Origin of the sequence: Agrobacterium vitis, assembly GCF_014926405.1 — a bacterium.
GTDB classification, from domain to species: domain Bacteria; phylum Pseudomonadota; class Alphaproteobacteria; order Rhizobiales; family Rhizobiaceae; genus Allorhizobium; species Allorhizobium vitis_H.
Genome location: NZ_JACXXJ020000005.1, coordinates 671,057 through 684,141 on the forward strand (window position 1 = coordinate 671,057; position 13,085 = coordinate 684,141).

Annotated in this window: 11 protein-coding genes and 1 pseudogene; 6 read left to right on the plus strand and 6 right to left on the minus strand. The window is 57.4% G+C overall.

Going from position 1 to position 13,085, the window contains the following annotated elements; all coding sequences use genetic code 11:
• Positions 1-415: 415 nt before the first annotated feature.
• Positions 416-2,275, plus strand: coding sequence for an ABC transporter ATP-binding protein (locus tag IEI95_RS14160; protein WP_156536977.1), 1,860 nt, complete (start codon positions 416-418; stop codon positions 2,273-2,275).
• Positions 2,276-2,419: 144 nt separating this feature from the next.
• On the opposite strand, the pseudogene aac(6') reads toward IEI95_RS14160, so the two are convergent.
• Positions 2,420-2,874 (minus strand): annotated as a pseudogene (gene aac(6'), locus IEI95_RS14165) (aminoglycoside 6'-N-acetyltransferase).
• Between the two features lie 184 nt (positions 2,875-3,058).
• On the opposite strand from aac(6'), the gene IEI95_RS14170 reads away from it, so the two are divergent.
• Positions 3,059-4,936, plus strand: a complete 1,878-nt coding sequence (locus IEI95_RS14170; RefSeq protein WP_156534638.1) for an ABC transporter ATP-binding protein — start codon at positions 3,059-3,061, stop codon at positions 4,934-4,936.
• Positions 4,937-5,329: 393 nt separating this feature from the next.
• On the opposite strand, the gene IEI95_RS14175 is transcribed toward IEI95_RS14170, so the two are convergent.
• From IEI95_RS14175 to IEI95_RS14185, 3 genes are all read right to left on the minus strand, one after another.
• On the minus strand, positions 5,330-6,289 hold the full coding sequence (locus IEI95_RS14175; protein WP_197435617.1) for an alpha/beta hydrolase: 960 nt from the start codon (positions 6,287-6,289) through the stop codon (positions 5,330-5,332).
• 155 nt (positions 6,290-6,444) lie between these two features.
• On the minus strand, positions 6,445-7,377 hold the full coding sequence (locus tag IEI95_RS14180) for an endonuclease/exonuclease/phosphatase family protein (RefSeq protein WP_156534635.1): 933 nt from the start codon (positions 7,375-7,377) through the stop codon (positions 6,445-6,447).
• Positions 7,378-7,665: 288 nt separating this feature from the next.
• A complete protein-coding gene (locus IEI95_RS14185; RefSeq protein WP_156534633.1) occupies positions 7,666-7,923 on the minus strand; it encodes a hypothetical protein in 258 nt (85 codons plus the stop codon).
• A 150-nt stretch (positions 7,924-8,073) separates the two neighbouring features.
• On the opposite strand from IEI95_RS14185, the gene petA reads away from it, so the two are divergent.
• The 4 genes from petA (at position 8,074) to IEI95_RS14205 (ending at position 11,571) form a co-directional block, all read left to right on the plus strand.
• Complete coding sequence (gene petA / locus IEI95_RS14190; RefSeq protein WP_070164203.1) at positions 8,074-8,670, plus strand: ubiquinol-cytochrome c reductase iron-sulfur subunit; 597 nt, start codon at positions 8,074-8,076, stop codon at positions 8,668-8,670.
• Between the two features lie 13 nt (positions 8,671-8,683).
• Positions 8,684-9,952 (plus strand): cytochrome b, encoded by a 1,269-nt coding sequence (locus IEI95_RS14195; protein WP_015916716.1) that lies wholly within the window; start codon positions 8,684-8,686, stop codon positions 9,950-9,952.
• 25 nt (positions 9,953-9,977) lie between these two features.
• Positions 9,978-10,832, plus strand: a complete 855-nt coding sequence (locus IEI95_RS14200) for a cytochrome c1 (protein WP_015916715.1) — start codon at positions 9,978-9,980, stop codon at positions 10,830-10,832.
• A 196-nt stretch (positions 10,833-11,028) separates the two neighbouring features.
• Positions 11,029-11,571: an adenine phosphoribosyltransferase gene (locus IEI95_RS14205; RefSeq protein ID WP_041696913.1), complete on the plus strand. Its 543-nt coding sequence runs from the start codon at positions 11,029-11,031 to the stop codon at positions 11,569-11,571.
• Positions 11,572-11,588: 17 nt separating this feature from the next.
• Here IEI95_RS14205 and IEI95_RS14210 read toward each other — a convergent pair whose 3' ends face one another.
• Positions 11,589-12,200: a LysE family translocator gene (locus IEI95_RS14210; protein WP_156534631.1), complete on the minus strand. Its 612-nt coding sequence runs from the start codon at positions 12,198-12,200 to the stop codon at positions 11,589-11,591.
• Between the two features lie 85 nt (positions 12,201-12,285).
• On the minus strand, positions 12,286-13,077 hold the full coding sequence (locus IEI95_RS14215; protein ID WP_156534629.1) for an AraC family transcriptional regulator: 792 nt from the start codon (positions 13,075-13,077) through the stop codon (positions 12,286-12,288).
• Between the last annotated feature and the right edge of the window lie 8 nt (positions 13,078-13,085).

Here is a 13,085-nt window from a genome sequence, read left to right on the forward strand (position 1 = left end):
GTTGTCGATGGGCAACAGTGCGACCGCAAAACAGGGTGCCGTTCCGATTGCGACTTTTCAATTTCCCGCTGCGTCTTTATTGAGAGTGCATCTTCACTCGAGACAGGGAGGCACGCATGACCGATATCCACTGGATGCGCCACCCCGCTGCACGAATTCTCCGGCAGCGCTGAGCCCTCTCGACTTTTCCTTGAACGCATCGAAACGCCATCGCCTGAACTGCGCTTTTGCAAAAGGCGATGTCTTTCTCAATCCCATGGCTGATTTCGCCTGAATCTTTGCGGTCAGGCGGTCATGCCGCCAATCGGCTGGCCCTTTCGCGGTTGGCCGCCGTTTACCGATTGAGCTTGCCATATCCCGGTTGCTTTGCCGCGATACGCGCTATATCGGTCCGGCAAGCTGATGGAGACTGAAGATGTTTACCTGGTTCGAACGCCAACTCAATCCCTATCCGGCCGAGCAACCCAGCCTGCCGCCCAAGGGCCTGTTCCGCTTCATCTGGCATTATACCAGGCCCGCTGCCGGTTGGCTGGCGCTGATGGCCGTGCTGGTCATGCTGATTGCGGTGGGCGAGGTGATGCTCTTCCAGTTCCTCGGCGATATCGTCACCTGGCTCTCGCATGCCAACCGCGATACGTTCCTGCAAACCGAGGGCTGGCGGCTGGTGGGCATGGGGGCCTTGGTCCTGGTGTTTCTGCCGGGCATTGCCACGATCAATTCGCTGATCGTGCATCAGACACTGCTGGGCAATTTCCCGATGATTGCCCGCTGGCAGATGCATCGCTTCCTGCTCAACCATTCCATGACGTTTTTCGCCAATGAGTTTTCGGGCCGGGTCTCGACCAAGGTCATGCAGACCTCGCTGGCCGTGCGCGAAACCGTGGTCAAGGTGCTGGACGTTTTCGTCTATGTCATCACCTATTTCATCTCGATGCTGGTGGTGATTGCCTCCGCCGACCTGCGCCTGCTGGTGCCGATGCTGATCTGGCTTGGCATCTATATCTCGATCGTCACCTATTACGTGCCGCGGCTGCGCAAGATTGCAGCGCTCCAGGCCGATACCCGCTCGACCATGACCGGACGGATTGTCGATAGCTATACCAATATCGCCACGGTCAAGCTGTTCTCCCATACACGGCGGGAGGAGGACTATGCCAAGGGCGCGATGGACGAATTCCTGCAATCCGTCCATGCGCAGATGCGTAAGGTGACGCTGTTTCAGGTCCTGGTCTATCTCAACAATTGCACGGTCATCTTCCTGATCGGTGCGCTGTCCGTCTGGCTGTGGTTGACGGCCTCGATCCAGGTCGGTGCTATCGCCATTGCTATCGGGCTTGCCATGCGGGTCAACAGCATGTCGCAATGGGTGATGTGGGAAGTGTCGGCGCTGTTTGAAAATATCGGCACGGTCTATGACGGCATGGAGATGATGACCAAGCCGCATGACATTACCGACAAGCCCGATGCCAAGCCGCTGACCGTGCCGAAGGGTGAGATTGTCTATGACAAGGTCCGCTTCCACTATGGAAAGACGCGCGGCGTGATCGACGATTTCTCGCTGACGATAAAGGCTGGCGAAAAGGTTGGGCTGGTTGGCCGCTCCGGGGCTGGCAAGACGACGCTGATGAACCTGCTGCTGCGGTTCTACGATGTCGAAAAGGGCCACGTCACCATCGACGGGCAGGATATCGGGGCGGTGACCCAGGATAGCCTGCGCGGCCAGATCGGCGTCGTCACGCAGGATACCTCGCTGCTGCACCGCTCGATCCGCGACAACATTGCCTATGGCCGCCCGGATGCCAGCGATGCCGAAGTGGTCGAGGCTGCAAAACGCGCCAATGCCTGGGACTTTATCGAGAACCTCGTCGATATGCAGGGCAGGGTCGGACTGGATGCGCAGGTGGGTGAGCGCGGCGTGAAACTATCCGGCGGCCAGCGCCAGCGGATTGCCATCGCCCGGGTCTTCCTGAAAAACGCACCGATCTTGGTGCTGGACGAGGCGACCTCGGCGCTTGACTCAGAGGTAGAGGCCGCCATTCAGGAGAGCCTGTTTGCCCTGATGGAGGGCAAGACGGTGATCGCCATCGCCCATCGGTTATCGACACTGACCGAAATGGACCGTCTGGTGGTGCTGGACAACGGCCGGATCATCGAGACCGGCACCCATCACCAGCTCGCCAGCCAGAGCGGCGTCTATGCCGATCTGTGGAACCGCCAGTCGGGCGGGTTTTTGGCCGACGAGGCCAACGAGGCGCAGGAAACGGCGGCGGAGTAATCCGTTGCCATTGTTTGCTGGCGCACGTTCCCATTTTCGTCGTCATGCTCGGCCTTGTGCCGAGCATCTGATACGGCTGACTGTCTTGAATGAAGGTGATGACATGGATCTGGCGGCAGATCCTGGTTGAAAAGCTATACGGGCCTATAACGGCTTTCGGAAGAAGACGACGCGCTGTGTCTCCTCAAAGCCCAAAGCGGTATGGAGCGCATGGCTGGCTGAATTGTCTAGCGGCGGGTCAGAGCCAAATTCAACACATCCAAGCGACTTTCCCCATTCGGCAACGGCATTGCAAAGCAATCCTGCAATCCCTTGTCGCCTGTCAGCGGGCCGGACGTAAATCCCTTCGAGGAATAGAACGGGCGAACTGCTCTGCATCCATTCACATAATCATGTCGCAAGCTGGCCTCAGCAAAGCCGACCGCTTCATTCGCGCTGTTTCGGGCGATGAACGCGATGGCCTTTCCACTTTCCGAGAGAAACGTTCGGACCAGTTCAGCGCGATGATCTTCAATCATGTGATGCGGCCAGAGCGCGGCACGAAGCTGCACCCACGGCTCTACGTCTTTTATCGTCCCAATCTCAACAATCGATTTCATATTGGGGTTCCCTTCAGGGCGCTTTCAGCTCGGCGTTCGGGTGACACGGCAATCAGGGTGTTACCATCCTGATCACGCAAATATAACCAGCCAATCGACATCAGCACCTTTGTCCCGGTCGGCAATAGCCCTAGTTTGAGAGAGAACCGACTCGTCCCGTTCGGCTCATCCGAGGTCCCGCTCCATGCTGATTTCCGCCATCATCCGCCTGTTCGAACGCTGGGTCGATCCTTTTACCGAGCGTGCGGATCTTTGCCCGCCGGGGGGCACCACGGCTTTCGTGTGGTTTTACGTGCGCCAGGCCAAGTGGGCATTTTTTGCCATGGCGCTGTTTGGCGGCGCGGTGGCGGTGATGGAAGCCAGCATGTTCTGGTTTGTCGGGCGGCTGGTGGATCTGATCGATACCGTTCCCAAGGCTGCGGGCTGGCAGGGGCTGTTGGGTGCGCATGGGCTTGAATTGCTGGGCATTGCCGCCGTTGTCGTCTTCGTTCGGTTTGCGGTGATCACGCTGAGCGCGTTGGTCGAAGAACAGGTCGTGGTGTTGAATTTCCTCAATCTGGTGCGCTGGCAAAGCCATGTGCATGTTGCGCGCCAATCGCTGAGCTTCTTCCATAATGATTTTGCCGGGCGGATTGCCACCAAGGTCTGGGCAGGCGGCCAGGCGACGGGCGATCTCCTGACCTCGCTGTTGCAGGTCGCCTGGTTCATGGTGATTTACACGATTTCCACCATGGCGCTTTTGGCGCAACTGGACTGGGTGCTGGCGGCAATCATTGCCGTCTGGGTGCTGGTTTTCGCGGTGCTGGCCCGCTATTTCGTGCCGCGCATCCGCCGCCATGCCCGTGACACAGCCGAAGCTGGCTCGGCGCTAACCGGCAGGCTGGTGGATAGCTATGCCAATATCCAGACCCTGAAACTGTTTGCCCGCGAGCGGCAGAACGACCATTACATCCGCGCCGGTTTTGAGCGTTTCCAGGCAGCGCAAGCGCCCTTTACCCGGCTGATCACAGGCGTGCGTGCCTCGCTGGCACTGCTGTCAGGCGGTATGATCCTGATGATTGCCGCCGTCTGCATCGACCGCTGGTTTTCAGGCGCGATGACGGCGGGTGGCATGGCGTTTACGCTTGGCCTCGTGCTGCGCCTCAGCATGCTGCTAAACCGGATGATGACCCAGTTGAACGGCATGATGCGCAATATCGGCACGATCCAGAACGCCGCGGAGATGATTTCCCAGCCTATCGGTCTGAAGGACCGACCCGATGCCAAGGTACTCACTGTCACCGGCCCGGAAATCCGCTTCGACGATGTGTCCTTCCACTATGGCAAGCAGAAGGGGGCCATCGATCATCTGTCGCTGACCATCAAGCCTGGCGAGAAGGTCGGCATTGTTGGGCGCTCCGGGGCTGGCAAGACGACGCTGGTCAACCTTCTGTTGCGGTTCTACGATGTCGAGGGCGGGGGCATCCGGATTGACGGACAGGATTTGCGCGAAGTGACGCAGGAAAGCCTGCGAGGCAAGATCGGCATGGTGACGCAGGATACCGCCCTGCTGCACCGCTCGATCCGTGACAACATCCTGTTTGGCCGCGATGAGGCGAGCGAAGAGCAGTTGCGCGCTGCCGCCGACCAGGCCGAGGCGCTGGGCTTTATCGAAAAACTGGTCGATCAGCGCGGACGAACCGGCTTTGACGTGCATGTCGGCGAACGCGGCGTGAAGCTTTCCGGCGGCCAGCGCCAGCGGATCGCCATCGCCCGGGTGATGCTGAAAGACGCGCCAATTCTGGTGCTGGACGAGGCAACCTCGGCGCTCGATTCGGAAGTGGAAGCGGCCATCCAGTCCAATCTGGAACAGCTGATGACCGGGAAAACCGTGCTGGCCATCGCCCACCGCCTCTCCACCATCGCCAGCCTCGACCGCCTCGTGGTGATCGACCAGGGCCGTATCATCGAAGAGGGCAGCCACGACGAACTGGTGGAGCGGGGCGGGCTCTACGCCGAGCTTTGGGCGCGCCAATCGGGGGGATTTATTGGCGGTGAGGAGGCGGATCGGGCGGCGGAATAATGATCATAAGCGTTGCATGCGAGCGGAATAATGAACTCCGACCCGGAAGGACGGCTCAGATTTTAGGTTCAGTAAATGGATTAGCAATGAACTTGCCGATCAGCATGCTCGCTGAGTGATTGTCCAGATGATAAGCGAATTCGAGAGCCCGCACGCAGAAGAGATCACTCATTCCAAGCGCCTTGAGAGAATAGATTAGTCTTTCTTCCTTTCGGAAAACGATCTTTAAAAAGGTAATCGCCAGCCTCCAGCGAAGCGTCCTCATTTTCGTGAAAGACCCCTTCGTTTTCGTTATCTCATACATGGACCAGCCTGATTCATTCGAGGTAATTTTTGTATTACGAACCCGCTATCTAACGCCCCCTGGACCTTCTTCCAGTGGCAATTCCCTTATCACAACATGCCCACTTTCTTTAGCCAGACGATTGCGAGATTAGGCCATTGTCCTACCGGTAAATCAGGCTTTCGCAGCGCAAACGCATGACCTCCCCTATCAAAAATATGGAGTTCGGTGGGCACGCCAGCTTTCTTGAGGCCATCCGCATAAACCTTGCTATTGCAGGGGTTATCGACGTCGTCGTCGCTTGCTTGAACGAGAAATGTCGGCGGCGCCGCTTTCGTGATCGCGAAATTTAAATGCCTAGGTTGGCCGGAATCGTAACACATATGCCCCGGATATGCAGCGATAGCAAAGTCCGGGTGGCTGCTCAACTTGTCTGCTTCATCCACGGACACGTAGTTGGGCTTCGAAATATTGCTTATTTCAGCAACCAAAAACCCGCCGGATGAAAATCCAATCACCCCAACTTTGTGAGGATCGACATTCAATGCCTGCGAGCGCGCTCTGACGAGGCGAACCGTGCGCTGTGCGTCTTGAAGGGCTCGGCGTATTTTTGGGATAACCCGGCAATGGCAGTCAGTGTCCCAATAATCGTCACTTCCTGGCACTCGATATTTGAGAAGAATACAGGTTATGCCGTTGCCTGTTATCCAATCGCAGATCTCGGTACCCTCCAGGTCCATTGCCAGAACACGGAACCCGCCGCCGGGAAACACCACGATTGCAGTGCCGCTGTTCTTACCTTTAGGCGGGTAAATAGTCATTGTTGGATGGGTTACGTTAAGGATCGTCTGTTTTCCCGGTTTCAAACTCTCTGGTGGGAGTGAAATAGTCTCCATGTCTGGCGCTTCATGGGGCCAGATTGGAATTTGCTGAATGCCGCCCGAAGGTTGCCAAACTTGATTGTCTTCTGCTTCAGCTTGCCAACTAGTGGCAAACACACCAATCAAAGTGAATATTACAAAGAAAAATATTTGCGCCATTTGGATAAGGCCTTTTTTGTCGGCGGCCAATTCTCTATGTCGATAATTAGGATTGAAAATGTCTGACTTTGGGCATTGGGTGCAAAATTATGGACGTGCAAGATAAATGCGGAAGAGTGCGGGTGCAATGTCTTCTGTGGCTGTCGTCCTTTCGATAATCTGGATGCGGACGGACGTGAGCTTCATCACCCCTTCGGCAGCAGCAGATCGGTGATCAGTCCATAATGGTTGGAGCCGAAATTCGAGGGAATGCGTGACAGCTTCGCCGCCATCAGCGGGCTGCGGATGAAAATATGGTCGATCGGCACGCCGAAGGCGCCGCCGATGATGGGCCAGGTGGCGGGTTCTAACCCGGTCGTGGTCATGCCGGTGATTTTCAGCAGTTTCTGCATGTCGGGTGCCAGCGTCGAGGCATTGAAATCACCGGCCAGCAGGAGAGGGCCATCGATGCCGCTCAAGACGTCGCCCAGCTCTCCCAGTTCCTCCATGTGGTAGCCGTCGAAATAGGGCTTGCTCAAATGGGCGGCTGCCAGATGCAAGGCGGTGCCGCCGACTTGGATTTTCGCCATGGCGAACCGGTCGCGCCTGAGGTCGCTGAGATTGCCGACATAGACCATGTCGAGCGGATATTTCGAGAGGATCATCAGGTCGCAGGTCGGCGTGTGCTCGCCGCAGCCGATTCGGTAGGGATAGGTCTTGGCGAGCCGGTCGAGATGCAGGGAAACGGGGGCAGCCTCCATCACATAGGCGACATCCGCCCCCGATTCGAGAATGTAATCGGTGATCGCACCGCCGTTTTCCAGGTTGTCACCCAGCACGTTGAAGGACAGAACCCTGAACGGCTGCATACGCGCCAGATCGATCGGGGGTGTTGGCGGCAGGGTGGCCCAGATCATCCAGACGGCATGACCAGCAATAAAAACTGTGGCGGCCAGAAGGGTCATGGTGAACAGGCCCGGGCGTAGCGCCAGGCAGAACAGCGCCATGAGCAGCATGGCCAGCCCGGCGTGAAGCTGGAGACTATAGATCACTCCCGCACCCCAGAAATTGGTGGCGTAACGCAGGGCAAACAGGCCAAGGGCAAGCACGAGCAGGGTTGCCATAATGTGCAGCAGCATCGATTTCATCTTCTTGCCTTTTGCGGAATTGCAGTGTCATGCAGCCTATAGGGTGTCGACTGCGTTTCTATAACGCTTTCTAATTGTTGCATGATTTATCTTTAAGCCGATTCTGGTTGCCAGCACCATGCATACGGCCTGTCAGATGGCTCAGAACGTGATTTCTGAAAAAGACGATATCCGGCAATCAAGCTTGCACCCTTGGGCTTTATAACGAGACTGCCAAAATCCCGAGGTCAACTCACAACGATTACACATGCAGATCACGAAAATTTTGCAGCGCAACAGTCATTTGCGCATTGCACAAGTCTTGACTTTTTTCAAATCAGGTTGGCAGCCAAAAGCGTGAAAAACAGGGCTCTTCTCGTGTCCTGGCTCTTGATAAAGCGCAAATCCCTGCAATTGCAGGGGAATTTTTATCCCTGGTTTTCCTAAAGTTTTCCGCGACATGTTGCCTCTCATGCGGTTGAACACTGGACAGATTTCACCAGCGCGCATAGAAATTGACTTGGAGGCGGAGAATCCATGGCGATTTTGTGGCGTCATGGATGCCGTCAGGGGGACCGCTGCCGTAGGACCTGCTCGTCGAACGGGTATTGCGGTGGATGAAAAGTGATCGAGCGTCCTTTGCGGGTGAGAGTGACCCATGGCGCTCCAACGGTTTGTCGCAGGCGATGCGAAGAGGATGGTTTGACCGTGAGCGAACACAATACACAGACTGAAACTGCGGGCGGAGGCATGGGCGCGGGCGAGCCGACGCGCCGCGACTTCCTTTATCTCGCCACCGGCATGGCGGGCGCAGTTGGCGTTGCGGCTGTGGCCTGGCCCTTTATCGACCAGATGCGGCCCGATGCCTCGACCCTGGCTTTGGCCTCTATCGAGGTGGATGTCTCGGCGCTTCAGCCGGGCATGTCGCTGACGGTCAAGTGGCGCGGCAAGCCGGTCTTCATCCGCAACCGCACCGACAAGGAAGTGGAAGAGGCCAAGGGCGTGCCGATTGCCCAGCTGAAGGACCCGGTGGCGCGCAACGCCAATGCCGGCGACGACGCCCAGGCGACGGATCTTGCCCGCTCGGCGGGGCAGGGCAAGGAAAACTGGATCGTGATGATCGGCTCCTGCACCCATCTCGGCTGCGTACCGCTCGGTCAGGCCGGGGAATATGGCGGGTGGTTCTGTCCCTGCCATGGCTCGGTCTACGATACGGCCGGCCGTATCCGCAAAGGTCCGGCGCCGGAAAACCTGCATATTCCAAATTATGGGTTCGTATCCAATACCGTGATCAAGATCGGCTGAGGGGGAGAGATTGATGAGTGGGCATTCCAGTTACCAGCCTTCGAGCGGGCTGACACGGTGGATCGATCAGCGGCTACCCTTGCCGCGCTTGGTCTATGACAGTTTCATTGCTTTTCCCGTGCCGCGCAATCTGAACTACGCCTATACATTCGGCGCCATGCTGGCGGTGATGCTGATCGTGCAGATCCTGACCGGCGTCGTGCTGGCCATGCATTATACCGCTGAAACCACGGTCGCCTTCAATTCCGTCGAAAAGATCATGCGCGACGTCAATCATGGTTGGCTGCTGCGCTATATGCATGCCAATGGCGCGTCCTTCTTCTTCATCGCCGTCTATCTGCATATCGCCCGTGGCCTTTACTACGGCTCCTACAAGGCACCTCGCGAAATCCTCTGGATTCTCGGCGTGGTGATCTTCCTTTTGATGATGGCAACTGCCTTCATGGGTTACGTTCTGCCCTGGGGCCAGATGTCCTTCTGGGGGGCGACTGTTATCACCGGCTTCTTCTCGGCCTTTCCTTATGTGGGCGAGTGGATCCAGACCTTCCTGCTTGGCGGCTTCGCCGTCGATCAGCCAACGCTGAACCGCTTCTTCTCGCTGCATTACCTGCTGCCCTTCATGATCGCAGGCGTGGTTATCCTGCATATCTGGGCACTGCATGTCACCGGACAGACCAATCCGACCGGGGTTGAGGTGAAGTCAAAGACCGACACGGTGCCGTTTACGCCCTATGCGACGCTGAAGGACGCCTTCGGCGTGTCGATCTTCCTGATCGCCTATGCCTGGTTCATCTTCTACATGCCGAACTTCCTTGGCCATCCCGACAACTACATTATGGCCGATCCGCTGAAGACCCCAGCGCATATCGTTCCTGAATGGTACTTCCTGCCATTCTACGCCATGCTGCGCGCCATCACCTTCAACGTGCTGTTCATCGATTCCAAGCTGGGTGGCGTGCTTGTCATGTTCGGGGCGATCATCGTCTTGTTCTTCCTGCCCTGGCTGGACACATCCAAGGTGCGTTCTGCCGTTTACCGGCCCTGGTACAAGCTGTTCTTCTGGATCTTTGTCGCTGATTGCATTCTGCTCGGCTGGCTCGGTTCACGTCAGCCGACGGATACATTCACCACCATGGCGCAGTTCGGTACGCTGTATTACTTCGGCTTTTTCCTGGTGATCATGCCTCTGCTTGGTCTGCTGGAAACGCCACGGCGGGTTCCGAACTCGATTACCGAGGCTGTTCTGGCCAAGAACGGCAAAACAGCCGAAGCGCATGTCTGAGACAGGCAGGGAGAGGATAAACTCAATGAAGAAGCTTGCCACAAGCCTCCTGTCGCTGGCATTCGCCACCGGTCTCGGCTTTTCCGCAGCGCTTGCGCAGGAACATGCGGAAGGCGAAACGCCCCATTACCCCATTCATAAGCCAGCCCCGGTGGAATGGAGTTTTTCCGGGCCTTTCGGCAAATATGACAAGGGGCAATTGCAGCGCGGACTGAAGATCTACAAGGAAGTCTGTTCCGCCTGCCATTCCATGAACCTGGTTTCCTTCCGCACGCTGGAAGACCTGGGCTATTCGGAAGCGCAGGTGAAGACCTTTGCCGCCGAATACGAAGTGCAGGACGGGCCGAACGCATCCGGCGAAATGTATACCCGCAAGGCCGTGCCTTCGGATCATTTCCCGTCGCCCTTCCCCAACCATGAAGCCGCCGCTGCCGCCAATAATGGCGCGGCTCCGCCCGACATGTCGCTGCTTGCCAAGGCACGCGGCATCGAGCGTGGTTTCCCGACCTTCATCTTCGACATCTTCACGCAATATCAGGAGGGCGGGCCGGATTATATCCACGCGCTGCTGACCGGCTATCAGGACCCACCAGCTGGCGTGACGGTGGCCGAAGGCACCCATTATAACCCGTATTTCTCTGCCGCCTCGGCACTTGCCATGGCGCCGCCGCTCAGCGAGGGGCAGGTGACCTATGACGATGGCGCGCCGCAGACGGTTGACCAATATGCCAAGGACGTCTCGGCTTTCCTGATGTGGGCTGCCGAACCGCATCTGGAAGAACGCAAGCGCACTGGCTTCATGGTCATGGTCTTCCTGCTGATCTTCTCCGGCCTGGTCTACCTCACCAAGAAATCGGTTTATGCCAACAAGGAACATTGATTTCTCCTTGGTATGACGCAAATTCGCACAAGGCGGCCTTCGGGCCGCCTTGTGCTGTTTTTGTGAATGTGTTGATCAAGATAGAGGGCTTGTCTGCGATCACATTGCCTCTGGACAGCGTCTTAAATCCATTTCGATTTCAGGAAGAATGCAGTAGGGTCCGGCGCAACTAGAAATTCCGTCAGCCGGGCAGACCATGACACAGATTTCCCAGGAACTTTCCGCCGCCATCCGCTCCATTCCGGACTATCCCAAGCCTGGCATCGTGTTTCGCGATATCACCACGCTGCTCGGCAATCCGCGCGCTTTTCGCCGCGCCGTCGATGAGCTGGTGCAACCCTATGCCGGGTTGAAGATCGACAAGATCGCCGGCATGGAGGCTCGCGGCTTCATTCTGGGCGGGGCGGTGGCGCATCAGCTGTCTGCTGGTTTCGTGCCGATCCGCAAGAAGGGCAAGCTGCCGCACACGACGGTGCGGATCGCCTATAGCCTGGAATATGGCGTGGACGAGATGGAAATGCATGTCGATGCCGTGCAGCCCGGCGAGAAGGTCATTCTGGTCGATGACCTGATCGCCACCGGTGGCACCGCCGTCGGCGCGGTGCAGCTACTGCGTCAGATCGGCGCCGACGTCGTCTCCGCCTGTTTCGTCATCGACCTGCCGGATCTCGGCGGCCGCAAGAAGCTGGAAGCGCTAGGCGTCGAGGTGCGCACGCTGGTGGAATTTTCCGGGCATTGATCGCTGAGCGGGCTTTGTTATCGCTCGGCGAGTGCCAGTCTAATACTCATCAACAGGAATGCAGCGGAAAAGCTCCTGTAGAGGCCCTTTACCGCTCTGGGCTTTGAGATGATGTGATCGCGCAGTCTGCTTGCCAGGCCGCCATAGATGGCGAAGACGACGAATGTCATCGCCATGAAAATGCTTGAGCAGAGGGCAAACTGCCTGACGGCGAACGGGTCGTTGCCGTGAACGAATTGCGGCAGAAATGCCAGGAAGAACAGAGATAGTTTTGGGTTCAGCAAGTTGATCAGGACTGCTTTTCCTATAATCCGCCCGGCACGGTCATGCCGGCGCGGCTCCTGGCTCATATTGATCTCGCTTACGCGCCAAAGGCCAATCGCCATGTACAGCAGATAGGCGACACCGGCGATCTTGACGGACTGGAATAGGGTTTCATTGGTCGCAAGGATTGCTGCGAGCCCAAGGCTGGCTGCTGCCATATGGGGCAGAATGCCGAGCGTGCAGCCGAAGGCGGCAATGGTTGCATCTCGCCATCCGCCGGACAGCGCCACACTCAGGGTGTAAAGCGCCCCGGTGCCGGGTGTTGCGACGATGATGAAGGATGTCAGATAAAAATCCAGGGGCATGATGGACGAGACCGGGTTGTGTTGATCCTTCCGCTTTTTTAGCTGTCGCCTGGGCTTTTGGTCTTGAATGGAATTGCAGAGGTTCTCAGGCGCGAAATGCGGCAGGCGTCAGCCCGTAGCGGCGTTTGAATTCCCGCGTCATGTGGCTTTGATCAGCATAGCCGCAGGCTGCGGCGATATCGGCCAGGCTGTTCCTGCTCGACAGGATCAGGCGGCGAGCCTGGTTGGCGCGCTGTTGTAGAATGAAGGCATGGGGAGTCAGGCCAGTCATTGCCTGGAATGCCCGTAGAGTTTGAAAACGGCTGGCATCGGCAACCTTGGCCAGATCATGCAGCGACGGGTTTGCCGTTGGATCGTCGAAGATCATTTGCCGTACCCGCTGCATCGAGGGGTGGTCTTTCGGTCGAGGCTGGTTGCTTCGCCAAGCGATCAGCGGTGCAAGCAAACACAGCAACGATTCTTCAAGGATCATTTCCGCCACGGGATCACTACCTACGCTCATGGCTTGAAAGGCGCGCTGAAAACGAACGGCCAAACCCGGATTGTCGAAGACGGGTTTCTCGAATTCGACCTGTCCGGTCTCCTGTAAATCCGCCTGCATCTCTTTGAGATACTCTGGCTCCATATAGATCATCAACCATTGCCTGCCATGCTCTCCGATCGGAGCGCCGTCATGCACTTCGCCAGGATTGACGGTGATGATATTCCCGGGTTCAGCCATGACCTGCCCCCGGCCTGAGGCCGAAACTTGTGCGCCCTTGACGATCAGCCCGATGCCGAATTCGTCATGCGTATGGCGGGGAAATTTGTGGCTACTATGGGCGCAAACGGCGCGAAGCCGTGGATTGGTGGGCCGGAATGCCTGAAAGTCCTGCATCCGGCCCA